At 46.8% G+C, this 23673-nt stretch carries 20 protein-coding genes; 18 read left to right on the top strand and 2 right to left on the bottom strand.

Annotated elements, in window-relative coordinates; all coding sequences use genetic code 11:
* The first annotated feature begins 64 nt into the window (after positions 1-64).
* The 18 genes from ccsA (at position 65) to BLR32_RS25640 (ending at position 22124) form a co-directional block, all read left to right on the top strand.
* Positions 65-2578, top strand: coding sequence for a cytochrome c biogenesis protein CcsA (gene ccsA, locus BLR32_RS25730; RefSeq protein ID WP_245705520.1), 2514 nt, complete (start codon positions 65-67; stop codon positions 2576-2578).
* Positions 2579-2643: 65 nt separating this feature from the next.
* The gene (locus tag BLR32_RS25725; protein ID WP_089836109.1) at positions 2644-3648 is read left to right on the top strand and encodes an alpha/beta hydrolase; all 1005 of its coding nucleotides are present in this window, start codon (positions 2644-2646) and stop codon (positions 3646-3648) included.
* A gap of 1072 nt (positions 3649-4720) precedes the next feature.
* Complete coding sequence (locus BLR32_RS25720; protein WP_089836015.1) at positions 4721-5341, top strand: DUF4294 domain-containing protein; 621 nt, start codon at positions 4721-4723, stop codon at positions 5339-5341.
* 272 nt (positions 5342-5613) lie between these two features.
* A complete protein-coding gene (locus BLR32_RS25715; RefSeq protein WP_089836014.1) occupies positions 5614-8019 on the top strand; it encodes an ABC transporter permease in 2406 nt (801 codons plus the stop codon).
* A 65-nt stretch (positions 8020-8084) separates the two neighbouring features.
* Entirely contained in the window at positions 8085-8609 is a 525-nt protein-coding gene (locus BLR32_RS25710) for a hypothetical protein (RefSeq protein ID WP_143011590.1), read from the top strand.
* A gap of 41 nt (positions 8610-8650) precedes the next feature.
* Positions 8651-9382, top strand: a complete 732-nt coding sequence (bshB1, locus tag BLR32_RS25705; RefSeq protein WP_089836010.1) for a bacillithiol biosynthesis deacetylase BshB1 — start codon at positions 8651-8653, stop codon at positions 9380-9382.
* Between the two features lie 1095 nt (positions 9383-10477).
* The gene (locus BLR32_RS25695; RefSeq protein ID WP_089836006.1) at positions 10478-11041 is read left to right on the top strand and encodes a peroxiredoxin; all 564 of its coding nucleotides are present in this window, start codon (positions 10478-10480) and stop codon (positions 11039-11041) included.
* An 84-nt stretch (positions 11042-11125) separates the two neighbouring features.
* Complete coding sequence (locus BLR32_RS25690) at positions 11126-11713, top strand: carboxymuconolactone decarboxylase family protein (RefSeq protein ID WP_089836004.1); 588 nt, start codon at positions 11126-11128, stop codon at positions 11711-11713.
* Between the two features lie 243 nt (positions 11714-11956).
* Positions 11957-12193: a 50S ribosomal protein L28 gene (rpmB, locus tag BLR32_RS25685; protein ID WP_089836001.1), complete on the top strand. Its 237-nt coding sequence runs from the start codon at positions 11957-11959 to the stop codon at positions 12191-12193.
* A gap of 31 nt (positions 12194-12224) precedes the next feature.
* The gene (rpmG, locus tag BLR32_RS25680; RefSeq protein ID WP_012790733.1) at positions 12225-12407 is read left to right on the top strand and encodes a 50S ribosomal protein L33; all 183 of its coding nucleotides are present in this window, start codon (positions 12225-12227) and stop codon (positions 12405-12407) included.
* A gap of 110 nt (positions 12408-12517) precedes the next feature.
* The gene (locus BLR32_RS25675; protein ID WP_089835999.1) at positions 12518-12691 is read left to right on the top strand and encodes a DUF4295 domain-containing protein; all 174 of its coding nucleotides are present in this window, start codon (positions 12518-12520) and stop codon (positions 12689-12691) included.
* A gap of 121 nt (positions 12692-12812) precedes the next feature.
* Positions 12813-13775 carry a signal recognition particle-docking protein FtsY gene (gene ftsY / locus BLR32_RS25670; protein WP_089835997.1) on the top strand — a complete coding sequence of 321 codons (963 nt, stop codon included), beginning with the start codon at positions 12813-12815 and terminating at the stop codon, positions 13773-13775.
* Between the two features lie 205 nt (positions 13776-13980).
* Positions 13981-14856, top strand: coding sequence for a cupin-like domain-containing protein (locus BLR32_RS25665; protein ID WP_089835995.1), 876 nt, complete (start codon positions 13981-13983; stop codon positions 14854-14856).
* A 182-nt stretch (positions 14857-15038) separates the two neighbouring features.
* Positions 15039-16346: a 30S ribosomal protein S12 methylthiotransferase RimO gene (gene rimO, locus BLR32_RS25660; RefSeq protein WP_089835993.1), complete on the top strand. Its 1308-nt coding sequence runs from the start codon at positions 15039-15041 to the stop codon at positions 16344-16346.
* Between the two features lie 112 nt (positions 16347-16458).
* Positions 16459-18201: a DEAD/DEAH box helicase gene (locus tag BLR32_RS25655; protein WP_089835991.1), complete on the top strand. Its 1743-nt coding sequence runs from the start codon at positions 16459-16461 to the stop codon at positions 18199-18201.
* A gap of 214 nt (positions 18202-18415) precedes the next feature.
* Complete coding sequence (glgB, locus tag BLR32_RS25650; protein WP_089835989.1) at positions 18416-20356, top strand: 1,4-alpha-glucan branching protein GlgB; 1941 nt, start codon at positions 18416-18418, stop codon at positions 20354-20356.
* A 157-nt stretch (positions 20357-20513) separates the two neighbouring features.
* The gene (locus BLR32_RS25645; RefSeq protein WP_089835987.1) at positions 20514-21416 is read left to right on the top strand and encodes a DUF4382 domain-containing protein; all 903 of its coding nucleotides are present in this window, start codon (positions 20514-20516) and stop codon (positions 21414-21416) included.
* A 99-nt stretch (positions 21417-21515) separates the two neighbouring features.
* Complete coding sequence (locus tag BLR32_RS25640) at positions 21516-22124, top strand: toxin-antitoxin system YwqK family antitoxin (RefSeq protein WP_143011589.1); 609 nt, start codon at positions 21516-21518, stop codon at positions 22122-22124.
* Between the two features lie 124 nt (positions 22125-22248).
* On the opposite strand, the gene BLR32_RS25635 is transcribed toward BLR32_RS25640, so the two are convergent.
* Positions 22249-22917, bottom strand: a complete 669-nt coding sequence (locus BLR32_RS25635; protein WP_089835982.1) for a phosphatase PAP2 family protein — start codon at positions 22915-22917, stop codon at positions 22249-22251.
* 118 nt (positions 22918-23035) lie between these two features.
* Complete coding sequence (locus tag BLR32_RS34250) at positions 23036-23422, bottom strand: KGG domain-containing protein (RefSeq protein WP_170117699.1); 387 nt, start codon at positions 23420-23422, stop codon at positions 23036-23038.
* Between the last annotated feature and the right edge of the window lie 251 nt (positions 23423-23673).

Genomic DNA, 23673 nt, shown 5'->3' with positions numbered 1-23673 from the left:
GGAAAAACATTATTCATTTTATTGTCTGTGGACTGCCGTTCACGGGCTTTCATACTAATAGGTTTTGGATATAAAATATATAGGGGAACATCTGTTACCCGGACAGTTGGGGCATTTTTCAGCAGTACTGGCTTTTGTGGCGTCCATGGTAGCTACTGTGAGCTATTTCATGTCGGTACAGTCCAAAGAGGAGCTGTTAAAAGAATCATGGAAGAAACTGGCCCGCTGGGCCTTCATTATACAGGCGCTGGCTGTTTTCTCTACCTTCGGCACCCTGTATTACGCTTTATACAATCACTATTTCGAGTACAAATATGTATGGAGGAACTCTTCCCGCGATCTGCCGGTAAGTTACCTCCTGTCCAGCTTCTGGGCCGACCAGGAAGGTAGCTTCCTGTTGTGGTCCATCTGGCACAGCGTACTGGGGCTGATCCTGTTGCGCGTAGGTAAGAAGTGGGAAGCGCCAGTGATGACCGTACTGTCTTTTGCGCAGGTATGCCTCGGCAGTATGCTGATCGGTATTTACATATTAGGATATCGTGTGGGAAGCAACCCTTTCCTGCTGCTGCGTCAGGCGGAAGAGAACCTGGGACTGCCCTGGGTATCCAATGCTAATTACCTCGACTTCATCACCGATGGTAATGGTCTGAACCTTTCCCTGCAGAACTACTGGATGGTAATCCATCCGCCGGTACTGTTCCTGGGTTTTGCGTCTACCATTATCCCATTTGCATATGCGTTTGCTGGTCTCTGGACCCGCGACTACAAAGAGTGGATCAAACCGGCATTGCCATGGTCGCTGTTCTCGGCCATGATACTGGGTACAGGTATCATGATGGGCGCTGCCTGGGCGTATGAATCACTGACCTTTGGTGGTTACTGGGCATGGGATCCGGTAGAAAACGCCTCCCTGGTGCCCTGGTTAACACTGGTAGCGGGTATTCACACGCTGCTGGCGTTCAAATTCTCCGGTCATGCGCTGAAATCGACCTTCTTTTTCTTACTGATCACTTTTATCCTGATCCTGTATTCTACCTTCCTGACCCGTAGCGGTGTGCTGGGCGATACCTCTGTACACTCCTTTACCGACCTTGGTATGAGTGGCCAGCTGCTGCTGTACATGGCGGTATTCACGATACCTGGTTTTGCGATGCTGATCATGAGAAGGAAAGAGATCCCGTCTGTTGTAAAAGAAGAAAGCACTTACTCCCGTGAGTTCTGGTTGTTCATCGGATCGCTGGTCCTGATGATCGCTGCTATACAGATCACTTTCACTACTTCCATTCCGGTATGGAACAAGATCATTAACGGACTGGGTATCAAGAAACTGCTGAATCTCCAGCAGGATATTGCGCCACCGTCTGATGGTGTATTCCACTATAACAAGATCCAGATCTGGATCGCGATTGTACTGGGCCTCCTGACTGCTATTGTACAATACCTGAAATACAAGGATACACCGAAAGGTTTCTTTACAAAGAAAATCGCCATTCCTACTGTCGTGGCACTTGTGATTACCGGCCTGATAGGGATTTTCGGCAATATCAACTATGATGCTTATGGCGCCGGCTTCCTGGTAGCTATTTACATCATGCTGTTCTGTAGTGTATATGCCATCGTTGGTAATGCGGCATATATCTTCATTGGCCAGAAAGGCAAGCTGAAAGCAGCAGGTGCTTCCATTGCACACGTTGGTTTTGGCATGATACTACTGGGTATCCTGATCTCTGCTTCCAAACGTGAAGTGATCTCTATAGACCGCATGAAGATGCTGGATGGTGGTTTCTTTGGCAAGGAAAGTAAAGAGAATCCGAGGGAGAACCTGATGCTGCCAAGGAATTTCCCTGTGCAGATGGGCGACTACCATGTGACCTATGCGGGCGACTCTTTAGCTGCCGGTGACGCAAAAACGTACTACCTGGTACGCTACGAACGCCGTGATCCGGCGAATGGAAATATCCTGGAGAAATTCACCCTGCATCCTGATGCGTTCCTGAGCAACAGGGGCCAGCAGCAGTTAACGCCTAATCCGGATTCCAGGCATTATTGGACTAAAGATATTTTTACCTATATTACAGCCGTGCCAATTAAGGATGATCCGGCAAATGATACTGCTCAGTATAGTTCTCATGAGATAGCGCCGGGTGATTCCGTATTCTTCGCCAACGGTTATATGATCCTGGAAGGAATACAGCCGCAGCCAAACAATCCGAACTACAAAGCAGAGTCGAATGATCTGGCTGTAGGTGCGCAACTGAAGGTATTCACCAAGAATAATGAACAGTATAACCTGTTGCCTGTATACTGTCTGCGTGACAGCTCCCGCGAAATAACCGTTGCTGATACCGTAGCGCCGCTGTCGTTATATGTACGCTTCAGCAAGATCCTGCCGAAAGAGAAAAAGATCCTTTTGCAAGTAAAAGAATCTGACACTTTTAAGGACTATATTGTGATGAAAGCCTTCATCTTCCCTTTCATCAACGTATTATGGATCGGCATTCTGGTCATGGTTATCGGATTTGCGATGAGCATTGTATACCGGGTGAAGTTGAATAAGGTAAAAAAGATTCAGTCATAACGTTTTGATCCGGGATGCAGGGGCCAGCACATCCTGCATTCCGGATCAAAATAATACTTCCTCCCATGAAAAGCAGCTGGCTGCGAATATCCCTTATTGTAATTGCCATCCTGGTAATTATCTATTATCTGGGTCCAAGACCCGCCACTCCCCGTTACGATCCCTTATTACCTGCCGTACCCCATCAATCTGAAGCGCTGGAACAATATGTGAGCGCCAAAGAGCATCAGCACAAGCTCAAGCCCAACAACGAAGCCCGTGTTGTATGGTACGATTCCCTGCACCGCAAAACGCCTTATAGTGTGGTATACCTGCATGGCTTTTCCGCCAGCCAGGAAGAGGGCGATCCTGTACACCGCGACTTTGCCAAAAGGTATGGCTGTAATATGTACCTGGCCCGCCTGGATGGCCATGGTCTCGATACTTCCGAACCGCTGCTGACCATGACGGCCACCGGCCTGTGGAATGATGCCAAGGAAGCGCTGAGTATTGGTAAAGTACTGGGAGAAAAGGTGATCCTGGTGACCTGCTCTACCGGCGGTACCCTGGGGCTGAAACTGGCGGCTACCTATCCGAACGACATATTTGCGCTGATTAATATGTCGCCCAACATCGAGATCAACAACGACCTGGCGTTCCTGAGCAACAATCCCTGGGGCTTGCAACTGGCCCGGCTGGTCAGCAAGGGCAAATACCATGAATCTGCTGCTGAAAATCCGGAGGTGAAGAAGTACTGGTATTGCAAATACCGGCTGGAGGCTGTCGCTGAGCTGCAAAACCTGCTGGAAACTACTATGGAGCCGTCCACATTCCGTGCGGTGAAACAGCCGGCCCTGAACCTGTATTATTACAAGGATGAGCAGCACCAGGACAAGACGGTACGGGTATCAGCTATCCTGGATATGGAGAAGCAACTGGGTACGTCACCTGCATTAAAGGATGCGGTGGCGATTCCGGATGCGGGGGCGCATGTGATCGGGTGTTATCTGACGGGGAAAGATATTCCTTCTGTAGAGAAGGCGATCGATGCGTTTGCAGAGAAGAAGCTGGGACTGTTGCCAGTGAGATAAAGAACCTCCCAACAGGAGATATGTCAACCTTTTAACATTCATTAAATGGATTTAATTACACCTGGTTTAGGACCAATACTCTGGGGAATTGTTTTTGTCGTGGTAGCCATTATTGTATTCAGAAGAAGGCGAAACCGCTGATCTTTAGGTATTGATTTTACGTTCGTAGGATATTTGATCCGCAATGGTTGTATGACCGTTGCGGATTTTTTCTTTTTGGGGCCGTTCCAATCCATTTGCCGGATCGCCCGTTCCGTTCCCCGGGGTTATCACCCCGCGCTACAAACACGAACGCTCCTGACGGAGCTCAATGCAGCGAGTTGACAAATCAACCATCTTCCCAATTATTTCGGATATACGTTGGTTATCCCCTGCCATTTGACCCCGTCAGGGGTCTTATTGTTTGTAGCCCCGGGGTGATAACCCCGGGAACGAAAATTCATCCGCCCAGGCCACAACTACGTGGCCAGCGGAACGACCAATCCATCGGAAATTCATCCCAAACCTCTCTTATAACATCCATGAATAATACGGACTGTATTTATTACCAACAACTAACAAAACAACTATTTTAAACAATCCTTGTCAGGGCGCTATCCCAGTGAATTCGGTGAGATAACCCATATATAACCCATATATAAGCCATATATGACCCATATATAACCCATATTTAAAAGGTATGGGTTATATATGGGTTATATATGGATAGAGGATGGTTTATTAATGGATAACGATAAGGAAAGGACCCTGTTTGAAGGGAATCCGGATGCCTGACAAACCGGAAGGCAATAAAAGGCTCGTCAGCCTTATTGATGGATTGGTATGAGCCCGGGTATGAGTGAACGGGTAGGCGGGAATAGTTGAACCCTTATATAGGGAATGGTCTGTCATCGGGGAGAAAAATCAAACCTTATTCGGGGAGCGCTTACACCCCGTGTTACCGGGTCTGAATGCTGGAAAATAGCGCTGAGAAGGTGCAGTTTTATGACATGAGAGGGTCTGAATAAGATAATGCCGGCAATCGACTTTTTAGCATATCTTTAGTATAATTTTAAGATTAGTTTAGGAGTTTATGCGTCGTCTCATCGCTTTTATCATCCTGTCAGCCAGCTTGTTGTGCATCACAGGTCGCAGTAGGGTTAGTGCCCAGACGCGTCATGGAGCGGACAGTATTGCGGTGAGTGCAGTGATAATAGGCTCCGATACCATCCCTTCGATCACACTCCGGATCGTGGAAGTGATAGACAAACTGCCCAAAAAATTCCGTAAACAAAGAGAAGCCTGGACCCGACTGCGTAATGCCGTGTATGTGACGTATCCATACGCTAAATCAGCCGCCCGTATCCTGAGAGATGTGAACAGTCACCTGGCTACCCTGTCAGAGAAGAAGGACCGGAAACGATACCTGGCTGATATCGAGAAAAAGATGAAAGCAGAGTTCGGGGACAAACTGGAAAACCTATCCGTGTATCAGGGTAAGGTGCTCATGAAACTGATCAACCGGGAGACGGGAGAGAACTGTTATGAGATCATCAAGGAACTGAAAGGCGGATTTTCCGCCAGGATGTGGCAGACAGTGGCCTTCTTCTTCGGAGGTAACCTGAAGAGCGAGTACGACGCTCAGGAAGATAAAGATATCGAAGCCATTGTTCAGGAGATTGAGATGTACCGGGGTTCCAGAGCGTATAATTGATCTGCGCGTATGATCCGTGTGCAGATGATCTGCGACCGGGCAAGAGGTACTAAAAAAAGATCAGATTTTTCTACTTCAGATTGAAAGCAGCCTACCTGTATAATTACCCCTTCATTCCTCTGTTAAAGGAAATGCCTCCTTTCAAAAAACGGACAATCACTGTCATAAAAACGGACAGATCTTCTACCCATAGTATATGCATGGTATTGATTATGAACCCTGTAATGATGGGGTATATTTTTTGAGCGTGTAGCCATGCCAAAAAACCGGTTATGTTCAGCAACTACTGCAGGATTGCCTGGCGGAATTTACGCCGGCACTCGTTCTATACGATCTTAAATGTATTTGGGTTATCCCTGGGCATCGCCTGCTGTCTTATACTCTTCCAGTTTATAACATACCATCTCGATTTTGATGGGTATCACCAGAAAAGGGATTACCTGTACAGAGTCGTTTCCGATCTGCACCTGGACGACGGTTCCGTGCAATATGAAAAAGGTGCCTCACTGGCACTGGCAGCTGCCATACGTGCTGAAATACCCCAGGTAAAGAACCAGGCCTTTTTATTCTGCAACTACAGAGATCAGTCTTTGACGGTTACGGTACCCGGACAGGGGGGAGCCCGTCAGTTATTTGCTGAACATGGTAATGTGGCCTTTGCAGATCCTCACTGGTTTGAGTTGTTCGATTATGAATGGAAAGCAGGAGATGCCGGTACATTGGAAGAACCGAATACCGCGGTGCTGACCAGCAAACAGGCGGAGAAGTATTTCGGGCAGGCAGATCCTGTCGGTAAAACGATCCGGCTGGATGATAAAGTGGATGTAAAGATCACCGGTGTATTGAAGGATTATCCTGCCAGTACGGATACAAAGGTGGATGTCTTCGTGTCCCGGGCTACTATGAAAGTATTCTATGCTGATATGTACCCGGCTATTGAAACGGAATGGGGCTGGATCAATTCGTCCAATTCCCTGTACCTGTTATTGCCGGAAAATATTAGCGCAGCTGCCGTCAATCGTGCTATTGCAGCGGCGAAACAACGACATATGGGAGAGATGGCAAAGTATTATGATTTTCATCTGCAACCATTAAAAGAAATGCATTTTGATGCGCGATATGGAGGAACAATCTCCCGCTCGCTGCTGATGACCCTGGGTATCGTTGGGTTTGTGATCCTGATCATTGCCTGCGTGAATTTTATCAACCTGGCCACAGCGCAGAATGCAGTACGTGCAAAGGAAATCAGCACCCGCAAGGTGCTGGGGAGTAGTGTAATGGGTATCTTCTGGCAGTTCATGACGGAGACGGCCTTCATCACATTATCGGCTGCCTTGCTTTCTGTTTTATGGGTAGCGCTGGCCTTGCCTTTACTGAATCCCTGGTTAGGGACGGGATTGGAATTCCATCCTTTACAGGATATACCGCTGGCTGCAGCACTCTTGCTACTGATCATCCTGATCACCCTCATTGCCGGTATGTATCCGGCCCTGGTGCTTGGCAGGTTCCAGCCGGTGGCATTGCTGAAAAACACCTCCGGTGGCGCTAAACATCCATGGTTACGGAAAGGCCTGATCGTTTTTCAAAACCTGGTGGCGCAGTCGCTGATCATCTGTACACTGATCATCACCTTACAACTTAATTTCCTGAAGAATACCGATATCGGATTTGTGAAGGATGGCGTAGTGATGGTGCCGGTTCCTAAGCAGGGCAAAAGGGATCTCAGTTACCTGAAAAACCAGTTGCTGCAGGTACCGGGAGTGAAAGACGCCAGCTTCTGTTACCGGCCGCCGGCTTCGGCCAGTTTCAGGGCAGGCTCAGTGAAGTTTGATAACCGGGACTGGGAAGACTATACCGCCCTCTGTACCCTGGGGGATGCGCATTACCTCAATACATTCGGACTACACCTGCTGGCGGGAAGGAACCTGGTTGAAAGTGATTCTGTCCGGGAATTCCTGGTGAGTGAAGATATGGTCAGAAAACTGGGCTTCTCTGATCCGGCGCAGGTGATTGGTCACCAGATGGTGGCGGGGACATTGGATGATCATCCGGGGGCGATTGTAGGTGTGGTAAAGGACTTCAATCTGCATTCCCTGCATAGTCATGTTGAACCGGTACTGATGGCTACCCGAAGCCGGGATTACGCTTTTGTAGGGATTAAGATCGGCGGAGCAGGCGCCATGAAAAGTATCGGGAAGATAAGGCAGCTCTGGGAGTCTGTGTACCCGGATAATATTTTCGAGTACGATTTCCTGGACGACCAGATAGCGGAATTTTATAAGAAGGAAGACCTGCTGAACAAACTGACCACCAGTGCTGCGGTGCTGGCGATTGTGATCAGTTGTGTGGGCTTACTGGGATTGATCTCTTTACTGACGGTACAGCGTACAAAAGAAATTGGTATCCGTAAGGTGATAGGAGCATCGGTCATGAATATCATCCTCTTATTTTCGAATGATTTTCTCAAATTGATAGGGCTGGCATTACTGCTGGCAACGGCTGTGGCCTGGATAGTCATGAATAACTGGTTGGAGGCATTTGCCTACAGGATAGCTATCCCCTGGTGGATATTCCTGCTGGCAGGAGCGGGGAATGTTGTGCTGGCATTGGCAACCATTGCTTATCATGCCCTGAAGGTAGCGATGATGAACCCGGTAAAAAGCCTGAAAGCCGAGTGACAGGCTTTCAGGCCATCTATACCAGGGGCGAAGGCTATCTGATAATTCTGCCGTACATTCACGACATGCATTTGAGATTTATCATTATCGTATGCCTTCTTGTATGGAGGACTGCCGGTATGGCACAAGACCTGAGTTCGATACCGGGTGTTCCGGAGAATGCCCTGATTTTCGTGGACAGTGTGGAGAGTAAAAAGGGAATGGAAGGACTGGACCCGAGCAAAATAGCGCTGATAGACATTGTAAAAGGCGCGAAACTGAAGGAAAAGTATGGGCCGCGGGGAGAGAACGGGGTAATCTTTATAGAAACTGTTGATTTTGCCCGTAAACGTTACACCCGGATGTTCGGTGAACTATCTCAGCCTTACGCAAAGGCGTTAAAGGAGTATGGCAGCGATAGTAGTTTCCAGTATGTGCTGGACGGTTCCCCGATCAACAACAGTATTCCGCAGATGCTGGCTGCTATGGAGCGGAAAAATATAGAAAACATTGTTGTTATGCCACCCAAAATGGCGAAGGACACCGTAAAGGATTATGAGCCTAACGACAAATTACTGTGGGTGCTGATCCAAAGCAAGACGACGAAGTAAACCCTTATCTTTGCACTCCACCAAAAGAAAGGATATTTCCGATGAAACTAGACATACTGGCGATAGCTGCGCATCCTGATGATGTGGAGCTGGCCTGTGCAGGTACCCTCATGGTACATGCAGCACAGGGAATGAAGGTAGGCGTACTGGACCTGACAAGGGGAGAGCTGGGTACCCGCGGCACCCCCGAAACGAGAGCAGAAGAGGCGGCAGCAGCTGCCAAAGTAATGGGATTGGCAGTAAGGGATAACCTGGGCTTACGCGACGGCTTTTTCCGAAACGATACGGAAGAGCAAATGAAACTAATCGCAGCAATTCGAAAGTATCAACCCGATATTGTACTGGCAAATGCGTTTGAAGACCGTCATCCGGACCATGGAAGAGCAGCCCGTCTGATTGCTGATAGCTGTTTCCTGGCTGGTCTGAGAAAGGTAGAGACCTTTGAAGATGGAAAACTGCAGGCTGCATGGCGTCCGAAACAGGTGTTCCATTTTATGCAGGACCGCTATGAACGACCAGATTTCGTGGTAGATACGAGTGCGGTGATCGAGCGTAAGAAAGAAGCCATTAAGTGTTATAAGACTCAGTTCCTGGCACAGGGGGCAGATAATGAACCGCAGACCTATATTTCTTCCAACGCATTTTTTGAGAGTGTGATCAACCGGGATGTGACGTTTGGAAAGATTGTGGGAGTGTCTCATGCCGAAGGTTTTAAGACATCTAAGGTGCTGGGAATCAGTAGCTTTAAAGATGTCATTAACAATGTAACATGATGTCTTTTCCTGAGCATATGACCGTCAGCGGTCTAATTCTTTGCAGCCCAGGGATTTATCCCTGGGGAAATCGTAACGTTGGGAACGGGAAACCCCGAAACGTGAACCCCCGGAACGGAAAACCCGGGAACGGGAAATGCGGGAAACGGGAAACGCCTGGAACGGGAAATCCGGGAACGGAACCCCAGGAAACGGGAAACCCCGGATGGGAAACCCCCGGAACGAAGAACGCCGGAACAATGATTATGACGTTCGTGAAATCGGAAACACGTTGACGTTGAGAAACCGTTTGATTCCTGTGAGGACGTTTGGAAACACGATGATACGTGAATTGACGATGGTGAATTAGCGGCGGTACGTGAACTATCTGTTGACTTTACCGGATTAACACAAATAATAAAGCCCGGCCTGTAGGCTGGGCTTATATATTTTGACCCTGCGCCGTGCAGGGAGCCTTGTTGAATTAAAACAATAAGATGCCATCTTCTCCGGAGAGAAGCCGAACATTACAGGACATGGCACCACATTGCGCGTTAACCATTAGATGAACAGGTCTTGTGTAGCATCAAATTCATCATTTTTGCCGAGACTGTTTTTAATTAACGGGATGAGTGCAAGTCCGATCGTGAAAATCACCAAGAGTACGTTTTTAAGTTTCATAGCCTGTCGTTTTGTTATTTATTATTAAAATTTGGGTACTATATAATAACTAAATAGCGTGCCAAATTGTTCCGTTTGGCTGGAAATTATGTTAAGATTGTATTAATGCGCCCTTTTTTAGAAAAGAAAAAACGGGTATCGCAATAGGATAGCAGTTTTTACCCTTATATAGAGATTTTCAATGCCGGGAATTTGAAAATCTATTTGATTAATAAGTAATAGAGCCGCAATTTTGCACCCGAAATAACCAAACGACATATAGGCATTATAGTGAATGTATGCCTTGCTCCCATGGAGGATGTACACGCAGGGGGATCATGTATAAGCAGGATTGCAATGATAAACCAACCGAGGTATCGCGAAAGATATCAGGTACCAGCTGTGACATCATGTAAGCAGGTCAGGTATTAAACGTAAATAAATCATATACGCACAATGAAGAATGTAACATTATCATTAGGCTCAAAGTTTCCTGAGTTCAAAAAGACGGCTGTAGTATCTATCGAAAAAGGTAAGGAGTTCTATGAACTGTCTTCCGAAGAACTGAAGAATTCCGGCAAATGGCTGGTGATGTTCTGGTGGCCAAAGGACTTTACTTTCGTTTGTCCTACAGAGATCGCTGAGTTCAACAAGCACTACCAGGATTTCGTTGACCGTGATGCTATTCTGATCGGTGCTTCTACTGATACAGAATACGTACACGTTGCATGGAGAAGAGATCATGACGACCTGCGTGGTCTGCAGTTCCCGATGCTGGCTGACACTTCCAAGTCACTGGCTGACGAACTGGGTATCCTGGAAGCTAACGAGAAGATCGCTTACCGCGCTACATTCATCGTTGATCCGGAAGGTATTGTACGTTGGGTTTCCCTGTACGACCTGAATGTAGGCCGTAACGTGAAGGAAGTACTGCGTGTACTGGATGCACTGCAGACAGACGAGCTGTGTCCTTGTAACTGGGAAAAAGGTGAAGCTACCCTGACCAGCAAGGCTAACTAATTTCTACGGTCCATAGTCAGATGTCCTGTATAGGGTCCGGCTATGGACTTTTTATTTCCGCTAAATATTTAGAAAAATAATATTATGTTCGCAACTTCAAATACTGATACGGCTGTGCAGTTATTGCAGGCAGTAGGGCTAACAGAAGCTAACCTTTCTGATCGCCTGCGTACCCTGGCTGATACAGACGCCCGCTATCTGAAAGATCTTAAAATAAACGTAACCAACTCATTATCAGCCAGCACACTGAGCAAAAAGGAAGCATACCTGCTGGGATTGTCTGTAGCTGCCAATGAGAAACATGCGGAACTGCAGGCGGCTTTTGAAAAGCTGGCTACCCAGGAAGGTGCTACAGATAAGGAGATCGCTGAGATCTACAGCTGTACTTCCCTGATGAACGCCAACAACGTATACTACCGTTTCCGTCACTTTGTAAATAAGGAATTCTACACGGTGACACCGGCAGGTATCCGTATGAGCATTATGGCCAACCCGGTTTTAGGTAAAGAGTTCTTTGAACTGGTAAGCCTGGTAGTATCTGCACTGAATGGTTGTGAGATGTGTGTAACTTCCCATGAAGAGGCACTGCTGAAACATGGTACTTCACAACAGCGTGTACTGGAAGGTGTAAGATTGGGTGCTGTGCTGAGAAGTTTAGTTGTACTTTTGTAATCGTAATTGCCATAAAAGCGGCACTGTTGTAAAATAGATAGCTGATTTTATGTTTTTTTTAAAATGTGGATATCTTGGTTTGAGGTCTTTTTTTGGTAATCGTAACTAATGATATTCAAGTAATTAGGAAGTGTGATTTGTAATTTACATTTACACATTCCGCTATTGTTAATAAAATCGGATTGTAATTATTTGCAAAATCAATAAAAAAGAGCGACTTTTGCAATCCAAAATTTTTCTATCATGGCAAGAGTATGTCAGGTGACAGGAAAGAAGCCGATCACGGGTCACCATGTTTCCTTCTCTAATATTAAGACAAAGAGAAGATTTCTGCCTAACCTGCAGAAAAAGCGTTTCTTCCTGGCGGAAGAGGATCGCTGGATTTCTTTGAAAGTATCTGCTGATGGTTTAAGAACCATCAACAAGAATGGTTTGTATGCAGTAGTAAAGGACTTGCGTGCAGCTGGACAGAACATCTAATTGTAAGCATTCAACTTAATTTGTATACAAAATGGCAAAAAAAGGTAACAGGGTGCAAGTGATACTGGAATGCACAGAACATAAAACTTCTGGTCAGCCAGGTACTTCTCGCTACATCAGCACCAAAAACAAGAAGAACACTCCAGAGCGTCTGGAGCTGAAAAAGTACAATCCTATCCTGAGAAAGGTGACTGTACACAAAGAAATTAAGTAATTGATCGTTATTGTTGAGCGTTAATCGTTAGCATGTTAGTGCATTCCTTCGCGATTAGCAATTAACAGGTAACCATTGACTTTAACATTAACTTTTAATCTAGAAATATTATGGCAAAAGCAGCCTCCAAGAACGCGAAAGTAAAAGATGCTAAGGCAGCCGCGGAATCTAAAGTGTGGACTAAAGTGATCAGAGCGGTACGTTCTCCTAAAACTGGTGCATATACCTTCAAAGAAGCTATCGTGCACAAGGATAAGGTGCAGGAGCACATGAACCAGAAGTAATTCGGCTTTACCAATTATACTAAAAAAGCTGTCCGTTATCAGGACAGCTTTTTGTGTTCTCTCAAAATGGTGCCCGTCAATATTTTCTGTATTTTGCGCATCTTAACAACCGACTACCGTCATGAGTTTTTTCAATAAGCTATTTTCAAGGGAGAAGAAGGAAAGCCTGGACCAGGGATTACAGAAGACCAAAGAGAGTTTTCTTACCAAAATAGGCAGGGCCATTGCAGGCAAGGCCAGCGTTGACACAGAAGTACTGGACAACCTGGAAGAAGCGCTGGTATCTGCTGATGTTGGTGTGGATACTACCGTACAGATCATTGACAGAATAGAAAAGCGCGTATCGAAAGATAAATACCTCGGTACCGGTGAGCTGAACAAGATCCTGCAGGAAGAAATCGCAGGATTGCTGGTAGATGCTCCGGACAGCGGGTTCCGTGATTTTGACACGCCGGAGGGGAAGAAGCCTTACGTGATCATGGTAGTAGGTGTGAACGGAGTAGGTAAGACTACCACCATCGGTAAACTGGCCTATAATTTTAAAAAGGCCGGCAAGAGCGTGGTGCTGGGCGCCGCAGATACATTCAGGGCAGCAGCCGTTGATCAGCTGACCATCTGGAGCGACAGGGTAGGTGTACCTATCGTGAAGCAGCAGATGGGATCCGATCCGGGTGCAGTTGCTTTTGATACCGTACAGAGCGGAGCCGCTAAAAACGCGGATGTGATCATTATCGATACCGCAGGACGTTTGCATAACAAGACCCACCTGATGGATGAGTTAAGTAAGATCAAACGCGTAATGAAAAAGGTATTACCGGATGCACCCCATGAAGTATTGCTGGTGCTGGATGGTTCTACCGGACAGAATGCGCTGGAACAGGCCCGTCATTTTACAGCAGCTACCGAAGTAACAGCCCTGGCTATCACTAAGCTGGACGGTACAGCAAAAGGTGGAGTGGTGCTGGCCATCGCCAACCAGTTTAAGATACCGGTGAAATACATTGGTATAGGCGAAAAGATGGAAGACCTCCAGGTGTTCAACAAGGAAGAATTTGTGGATTCCTTATTCAGTTTAAATGACTGATAATTAATGTATAGCGAAAGACACTTCTAAAATAATAAGAGAGACCCGCCCAGGTCTCTTTTTTGTTGACTGACAGCCGCGGCATTATTATTGCGGACGTTGGTATAACCCGAAGGAACAGGTTGCCGTTGCTAATTTAGAGCCTCAGCGTAATATCATCTAAACGATAATTTGTTGTTTTAGAAATCCTTAATGTTTGTTCTTTATGCATTTAACCTCCATCGATCGCGTAGAGAATATCTCCGCGGAAGTATTCAGAAAGCAATATTATGAACCAAGGAAACCAGTAGTGATCACGGGCCTGAGCAGGAGCTGGCCAGCTTATGAGAAATGGACCTGGGATTATTTCAAATCCATCGTTGGGCAGCAGACCGTCGGATTATATAATAATGAACGCGCAGGGGCGAGGACCCTGGTAAACGGGGCTGACGCTTATATATCTTTTGGGGAATACCTGGACATGGTAAAAAAGGGCCCTGTACAACTGAGGATCTTCCTGTTCAACATCTTTCAGCATGCCCCTCAACTGGTAGAAGATTTTACCTGGCCTGACCACCTGGCGGGCGGTTTCCTGAAGAAATATCCCATGTTGTTTGTAGGAGGGGCCGGTTCAATAGCCCATATGCATTACGATATAGACCTGTCGCACATCTTTCATACCCAGTTTATTGGTCGCAAGCGCGTATTATTACTGGAGAATAGTCAGTCGCCCTACATTTACCGGATGCCATTTACCGTAGAGAGTGCCGCCAGCTTTGTGAACTGGCATGAAAGACTCGATACAGATCATTTCCCGGCACTGGAACAGGCGAAAGGGCTTACCACGATCCTGGAACATGGGGATACCCTGTTTATGCCGGGTGGCTACTGGCATCATATGGAGTATATAGATGGCGGGTTTGCCATGAGCCTGCGTGCGCTGGATGAGACATTGGCAGGAAAACTGAACGGGCTGTATCACCTGGTAGGATTGAGGGGCGTGAATAACCTGTTGATCAAACTGGCGCCGGAATGGTGGTATCATTATAAACGAAAGGTGGCGAAGCGGCGAGCCCAAAAGCTGTTAACACATAATTCGTAATGGAATAATTGACAATTCGCAATTTAATGTTACCTTTGCAATTCTTTAGTTAAATAACCCCCACTTAGGCTCATAGTCACATAACAGTAAGTCTCGCTGTTCTCTTCCGTTCGTGTCTGGATGTCTTCGTGGCGGTAAGCAAACGGGTATCAGGCCGGTTTGCCAGATTAAAATATTCGCGCTTGAAGACAAAAACTTTAAAGAAAGATAAGGTTAATATTATTACGCTTGGTTGTTCCAAGAACATGGTTGATTCCGAGGTACTCAGTGGCCAGTTACTGGCAAACGAGATCGATGTGGTGCATGAAAACACCAAAAAAGACCATAACATCGTTGTTGTGAACACCTGCGGATTTATCGACAAGGCCAAAGAAGAGTCTATCAATACCATCCTGGAGCAGGTTGAGTTAAAGAACCGCGGTCGTCTGGAGAAGGTATATGTTACCGGTTGCCTGAGTGAACGTTACCGTGGCGACCTGGAATCGGAGATACCCGGAGTGGACGCCTGGTTTGGTACTATGGAGCTGCCGCTTATTCTCAAGAAATTCGATGCTGACTATAAAGCGGAGCTGATTGGCGAACGTTTGCTGGCTACTCCCACACACTATGCTTACCTGAAAATTGCTGAAGGCTGTAACCGTACCTGCTCATTCTGCGCTATTCCGTTGATGAGAGGAGGACATGTGTCAAGGCCGATTGAGCAACTGGTAGCAGAGGCGGAGAAACTGGTGAATTCGGGCGTGAAAGAGATCATGCTGATTGCGCAGGAGCTGACCTATTATGGTCTGGACCTGTACAAACAACGCCGGCTGGCCGACCTGTTAAGGGCGCTGGCAAATGTAAAAGGGCTGGAGTGGATACGCCTGCATTATGCATACCCGCACAAATTTCCGATGGAAGTGCTGGACGTAATGAATGAATTCCCGAATATTTGTAACTATATTGACATGCCGTTGCAACATGCGGCTGATAATATGCTGAAATCCATGAAGCGCCAGATCACCCGCGCGGAAATGGAGGAACTTGTTACTGCTATCCGTGAAAAAGTACCTGGTATTTGTCTGCGTACAACGCTGATCACCGGTTATCCCGGAGAAACGCTGGAAGACGTGGAAGAACTGAAAGCATTCCTCGAAAAGATGCGCTTTGACAGGGTTGGCGTGTTTACGTACAGTCATGAGGAAGGCACCAGCGCATACGAGCTGGAAGACAATATTCCTGCAGAAGAGAAAGAACGCAGGGCGCAGGATATCATGGAAGTACAGCAGGAAATTTCCCTGGAGAAGAACCAGGAAAAAGTTGGCAAGGTTTTCCGTGTGATCGTAGACAAAAAAGAATCAGGCCGCTATCTGGCACGTACAGAGTTCGACTCTGTTGAAGTAGATAATGAGGTGATCATTAACACCAGCAAACGCCTGAAACCCGGAGAATTCGTCAATGTCAGGATCACCAAGGCATATGATTATGACCTGGAAGGGGAGCTGGTATAACACAGCCAGCGATGTCCATTGTGTTGACCACATAACTTTAAAAAATTAATCAGTTCAGGAGAGCTGAGATAGTATACCAAGGCTCCCGACGGAGCCTGATCAAAGCAAATCAATGACTACATTTGAAACATTAGGCTTACAAGAGCCAATTTTGAAAGGAATCCAGGACCTGGGATTTATTGCGCCTACGCCGATACAGGAAAAAGCTATTCCTGTGTTATTAGGGGGCGACAGAGACTTTGTAGGTTTGGCCCAGACGGGTACCGGTAAGACGGCAGCATTTGGCCTGCCGCTGTTACAGCAGATTGACATTAAACAACGTCATCCACAGGGATTGATCCTGTGTCCGACACGTGAATTATGTTTACAGATCACCAATGACCTGAAGAATTTCAGCAAACACCTGGGTGATGTGAGCATCGTTGCGGTGTATGGTGGTTCCAGCATCGTGCAGCAGCTGCGTGATCTGAAAAGAGGAGTGCACATCGTAGTAGCTACTCCCGGCCGACTGCTCGATATTATCGAGAGAAAAGCGGTGAATTTTGCCAACGTACGTTATGTTGTACTGGACGAAGCAGATGAAATGCTGAACATGGGTTTCCAGGAAGACATCAACAATATATTATCCAATACACCTGACGAGAAGACTACCTGGTTGTTCTCTGCTACCATGCCGCAGGAGGTTCGCCGTATTGCGCAGAAATACATGTCAGATCCTTTCGAACTGACTGTAGGTAACAAGAACAGTGGTAACGCGAATATCGAGCACGAATATTACGTAGTACGTCCGCGTGATAAATACGCGGCACTGAAACGTATCGTGGATTTCAATCCTGAGATCTTCGGTATCATCTTTACCCGTACCAAGATCGAATCTCAGGAAATTGCAGAATCACTTATCCGTGACGGTTATAATGCCGATGCACTGCATGGCGACCTTACACAGCAACAGCGTGACAAGGTAATGAAACGTTTCCGTGAGAAATCATTGCAGGTACTGGTAGCTACAGACGTTGCTGCCCGTGGTATTGACGTTGACAACGTAACACACGTTATCAACTACGAACTGCCTGATGACGTTGAGAACTATACTCACCGTTCCGGCCGTACGGCGCGTGCAGGTAAATCCGGTGTATCCATCGCTATCATCAGCGGTCGCGATATCGGAAAGATCCGCCAGATCGAAAGAGTGATCGGTAAGAAATTTACCAAAGTAGAAGTACCAGACGGTTTCGCAGTATGTGAAAAACAGCTGTTTGGACTGGTACACAAAGTACACAACGTAACAGTAAACGAAGAGCAGATAGAACCTTACCTGGAACGCATATTCGAAGAGTTTGCAGCCATGAGTAAGGAAGAGATCATCAAACGTTTTGCTTCCCTGGAGTTCAACCAGTTCCTGGAATACTACCAGGATGCGCCAGACCTGAATGTGAAGGAAGAAAGAAGATCTCTGGATGGTGGTGCTGACCGCAGAAGCAGCAGTGGTGGTAAATTTACCCGCCTGTTCATCAACCTGGGTTCTGTAGATGACTTTACCCGTGGTGATATGTTACGCTACCTGTGCGATACGAGTGGCGTGCGTGGTAACAAGATCGGCCGCATTGACCTGAAGGGTGTTTACTCCTTCTTCGAGGTAGAGAACGATGTGGTGGAGAAATTCCAGCAGACCTTCAAGAAAGCTGAATACAATGGCCGCAGCGTGCGTATCGAAATGTCACAGGATGGCGATAAACGCCGTTCTGGTGGCGGCAGCCGTCCTCCACGTGAAGGCGGTAGCGGTGGCAGACGTTGGGAAGGTAGTGGCAGCGGTAGCGGAGCTGGCCGTCCCGGCGGTTTTAAAAAGAGATATTAATAGCTGAGCGGTTGCAGGGCAGCGTCCCTGACCGGCAGGCATAATATTTAGTCCACAGATGGAAGTCATTCGAATGTATGACTGCTGTCTGTGGACTTTTTCATTTGGTGTTTACCGCAGCTGTAAATGGTCTGAAACTTGCGTTTTTCAGTATAGCATGCGGGACAAAATGCGAAAAATTACGTTATATTGTTACCCTTAGTGCACTGTAATTATGACAACAGAAAAAAAGCCGAAACTACAGCCAGTAGTACCGTTTTCCTTGTTCTCAGCCAGGGATGTAGAACTGTTCCAGGAAGGAAAACATGCGCATTTATATGAGAAATTCGGTGCACATGCAGTGGAGTATGAAGGGGTGAAGGGCACCTATTTTGCAGTGTGGGCGCCTAATGCCGCCTTTATATCCGTGATCGGCGATTTCAACGATTGGGACCATTATAGTCACACTTTGTACCCCAGATGGGACAAGTCCGGTATATGGGAAGGATTTGTGCCACATGTGAAGAAAGGAACCCTGTATAAATATTTTATCCGTTCCAATTCAGGAGAGGAGCTCCGTAAGGGAGATCCTTACGCCAACTACTGGGAGGTACGTCCGAGAACCGCTTCGGTAGCCTGGCACCTGGATTATAAGTGGAAGGATAAACGCTGGATGGAAAGTCGTAAGGCGCACAACAGTCTGGAAAGTCCGTTCACAGTGTATGAAGTGCACCTGGGCTCCTGGCGTCGTCCGGACAAGCATAATCATGAAGTATTCTATACATATGCGGAGATAGCAGAGAGGCTGGTGCCCTATGTCAAGGAAATGGGTTTTACCCATGTGGAACTGATGCCGGTAATGGAACATCCTTTTGATGGTTCCTGGGGCTACCAGGGTACAGGTTATTATGCGCCTACCTCGCGATATGGTTCACCACAGGATTTTATGGCTTTTGTGGATGCCTTTCACCATGCAGGCATCGGCGTGATACTGGACTGGGTGCCGTCCCATTTCCCGTATGATGCACATGGCCTGTACAGGTTTGACGGCTCGCATGTATATGAGTATGCAGATATGCGCAAGGGATATCATCCTGACTGGAACAGTTATATTTTCAACTATGCACGTAATGAAGTACGTTCATTCCTGTTGAGCAATGCTGTATTCTGGCTGGATAAATTCCATGTGGATGGCTTACGTGTGGATGCAGTGGCCTCCATGATCCATCTGAACTATTCCCGGGAAACCGGGGCCTGGGAGCCGAATATCCATGGGGGAGAGGAGAACCTGGAGGCGATCTCTTTCCTGAAACACATGAATGAAACGATCTATCATTTGTTTCCTGATGTGCAAACTATCGCGGAAGAGTCGACTTCATTCTATGGAGTGTCCAAACCCGTTTATATGGGAGGACTGGGTTTTGGTATGAAATGGATGATGGGCTGGATGAATGATACGCTGGCATATTTCAAACGCGATCCTTATCATCGTAAGTGGCACCAGGACCAGCTGACCTTCAGTATTGCCTATGCGTTTACGGAAAACTTCATGTTGCCCCTGAGCCATGATGAAGTGGTGCATGGTAAATCGCCCATGCTCTACAAGATGCCGGGAGACGACTGGCAGAAGTTAGCGAATCTGCGACTGATGTACAGTTATATGTTCACACATCCCGGCACGAAACTGTTGTTCATGGGAGATGAATTCGGGCAGACAAGCGAATGGAATTTCCGTTCAGAACTGGACTGGCACCTGTTGGTGCATGAGTCTCACCAGGGATTGCAGAAGTTCGTGAAGGAACTGAATCATCTGTACAGATCAGAGCCTGCACTTTATATCAAGCAGTTTGACTATTACGGTTTTGAGTGGATCAATTTAAGCGATCATGAGATCAGTGTACTGTCTTACCTGCGCAAGGGATATAAACCTGAAGAGGATATACTGATCATCCTGAATATGACGCCGGTAGCCCGGGAGCATTACGCTATGGGACTGGAAGGTGGTGGTGAATGGCGGGAGATCCTCAATAGTGATGACAGCCGTTTCTTTGGTAGTGGTGTAGTCAATACCGGTATCCTGACTGCACAACATGAGCCGTATCACGGTAAAAGTCATGTATTACGCCTGCGCATACCCCCGCTGGGCGCTACTATTTTAAAAAGAATCATACGATAAGAATGTAAGTGGTTGATAAGGATGTGCTTATAAAACATATATTAGTTTTTCCTTCTCTGTTAAACTTTTGTTTATTTTTGCCATCTAAATACTGCCTTTACTCAGGGAAGCAATCCTTCTGACGCGGGCGTATTATTAACCATAAACCATTCTTTTTATGAAGACCTATCTCCGAACTACCGGATGGGGACTAGCCACACTTGTACTGTTGGCTTTTGTTTTCCATGCCTGCCAGAAGGACAATTCCGCGTCCTTGACTCCTGGTGAAGGGCAACAAAGATTAAGTGTTTATTTCGCCGACGATCCGGGTTACTTTGACAATGTATTCCTGGACATCCGTAATGTGGAAGTACTGGTAGATACCTGTACAACTACTGCGGATAACGACGACGACGACCGTTGGGACAATGATTACGAACGCTGCGGATGGTGGGAAGACCACCATGGTGACAAGGATCACTGCGAAGTGTGGGATTCTCTGGGTATCCGTCCGGGCGTATACGATGTGTTATCCCTGCGCAATGGCGCTGACACGCTGTTGGGCGACGGTATCGTACCTGCAGGTAAGGTGAAGAAGATCAGGATCACCCTGGGCGACAACAACCACCTGGTGAAGGACAGCACTACTTATCCGCTGAAATCACCTTCAGGTCAGGTAAAAATTGTTATCCAGGTGCGTCAGGACGAGTGGGAGGAATTCTCTGACAAGAACTTCCGTCTCTGGCTCGACTTCGACATTGATCGTTCTATCATCCAGACCCGCCAGGGACAGTTCATTCTGCGTCCTGTGATCCATGTGTTCACTTTGAAACAGACCGGCAGCATTTCCGGAAAGGTTACTCCATGGAATGCTTTCCCTGTGATTACTGTGTACAACGACCAGGATACTTCTTATGCATTACCATGGAAAGACGGGCAGTATAAGGTGAGAGGATTGAAGGCAGGTACTTACAACCTGTTTGTAAATGCATCGAATGGTTACAAAGACACTACCATCACGGGTATTACCGTGAAGAGAGGTGATAATACGAAAGTAGAGGACATTAAATTGAGCAAATAGGAGAGAACAGGTTTAAACAAAAAGACGACTTATTGAGTACCGGCGCGACATTTGTTGCGCCGGTTTTTTTTTATGAGTAATTTTGCCGAAATTATTCCTATGAGAAAAGTGAGTGTTTTTTTATTTCTACAATTTATGGTGCTGGCTGCTTTTGCCCAGATGCCCCAGGTCAGGCCGAATAAGGTGGATGCGCAGCAGCGCAAACAGGGCGAATGGCAGGAGGAGATGCCAGAAGTGCGCGGGGAACCGGGTTATACCTGGGAGGGTGCTTATGTCGATAACCTGAAGGAGGGCGTATGGAAAAAGTATGCGTTATCCGGCGGAATCATTGCAGAAGAAACCTACAAACATGGGCAGCTGAATGGTTACTGCCGTTATTTTTATTCCAACGGCCTGGTAAGTGCTGAAGGATCTTTTGTGGCAATGGGTATTAATGGTGAGGTAGACAATTACAGGATCGTAGACCCTGTTACCGGTGAAGAGCGCTTTGAGGAAGTAAAGAGAGATGGTAGCTCTCAACGGAATGGCATGTGGAAGGTATATGATGAGGAAGGTAAGATGACGAAAGAATACTACAGGAGAGGAGAGCCGGTCACAGAAGAGGAATTCGGGAAGGATTCGACAAAACCAGCAGCTGCTACGCAAAAACAGGTGCTGCCACCACCACCTGCATCGTTGCCACATCAGAAGAAGAAAGGCAAATCTTAATTATTTCCGGAAGGAACTTTATAACCTGCAATTCTGCCAAAGGCAGACAACTGTTACAAGGTCTCATAACGAAAATCTTCAGGCTCCCTGGTCAATGGCCAGGGAGCTTTTATTTTATGGCATACTAAGCTGCATTCTTTTTCCTGCTCAGGGAGCCATTCCAGCGGGAATCACTCAAAAAAGGCCTGCTATCGAACCAGGAAAGCCATATGATAGTTACCACGGTGGCGAGGATAGACCCGGCGGTAACATCTTCCAGGAAGTGCTGGCTCATATACATGCGTGAATAGGCTACGAGAAGGGCCAGCAGGAGATAAAGGTATCCGAAGCTTTTCTTTGGCGTGATGTAAGTCAGTACGATGGCCATTGTGAAGGCGCATACGGTATGTCCGGAGGGGAAGCTGAAATTATTGGCCAGTACTTCCACATCGGGCACGTAGTAGATGGGGTGTTGAGAGCCGGCGAAATAGACGCGGGGCCTTGGTGCGAAGAAGAGGTTCTTCAGCGGCACATTGATGGCGGTAGTCAGTATCAGGCTGGTGGCCATGAGTACACTGCTGCGGTAACTAACGAAAAGCAGGAGCAGACAGGCCACGACAGCGGTAACGGAACTGCCGAATTCAGTCATAAAAGGAAAGAAAACATCTCCTGCGGGGAAATGAAGTCCGTTAATGAAGAAATAAATCTCCTCCTTGGAATAGGTTATTTTGGCGATAAGCACCAGGAGAAGCAGGATGATATATGGAATGAGGAAGGAATAGAGCTGGCGGGTGTTAGCGGTTAGTTTTTGCAAGGATACCTGTTTTAACGATTGAAGTATTTAACAAATATAAAAAAAAGGAACGCCTGGTATACATGAAATGTATGCCAGGCATTCCTTTTTTAAAGGAAAGAGAAATGTGGAATAGCTTTTACACTGACGAATTGGAATTATCCTTCTTCCGCTTGTTGTGAGCAGCCTCACCACCTTTTTTACCTATTTCGGCCATGTGCTGCCTGTTTCTGCTGACAGCTACTCCACCTTTACGCCCGGCCTCCCGGGCTTCAGCAGAGTTAAATTCGTGCGCCACACCCTGAGCATGAGCTGCGCGACCGCCTTTACTGGCTATAGCGCGTTGCATCGCTGCATCCATGGATGCGAAACCACGTTTATCTTTGCGGTTTGTAGTACTCTTTTCTTCGGATGTAGTTGATTGTTTGTTCTCTGCATGTGCTCCTGAATCTCTTGTTTCGTGCTCTTGATCCCTTTCCAGTTTTTCCTGTTCTTGTGTGAATTGATTGCTTTGTTCTGCAGCCATAAGAATGAATTTTGAAAGGTTAAAAAATGGGTTCCATTTAACGGAGGAAATAGACTCGAATCGTGAGAGTAGGCACAACTATTATGCCGCGTATGCCAAATTTGATGTATAACCCATTGTATAACAGCTTTGGCCGGCTGAAATTCTCACAAAAATCATCATAAGCGTGGAGTACTGTTAACAAACTGTAGCATGACTACGACACTAATAAAGTAAGGGATATACAACAACAATAGAGCGGTGTGATATTA

Source organism: Chitinophaga filiformis, from assembly GCF_900102545.1.
GTDB classification, from domain to species: domain Bacteria; phylum Bacteroidota; class Bacteroidia; order Chitinophagales; family Chitinophagaceae; genus Chitinophaga; species Chitinophaga filiformis.
Note: the sequence above shows the minus strand (reverse complement) of the source record. Positions and strands in the feature narration are given on the sequence as shown.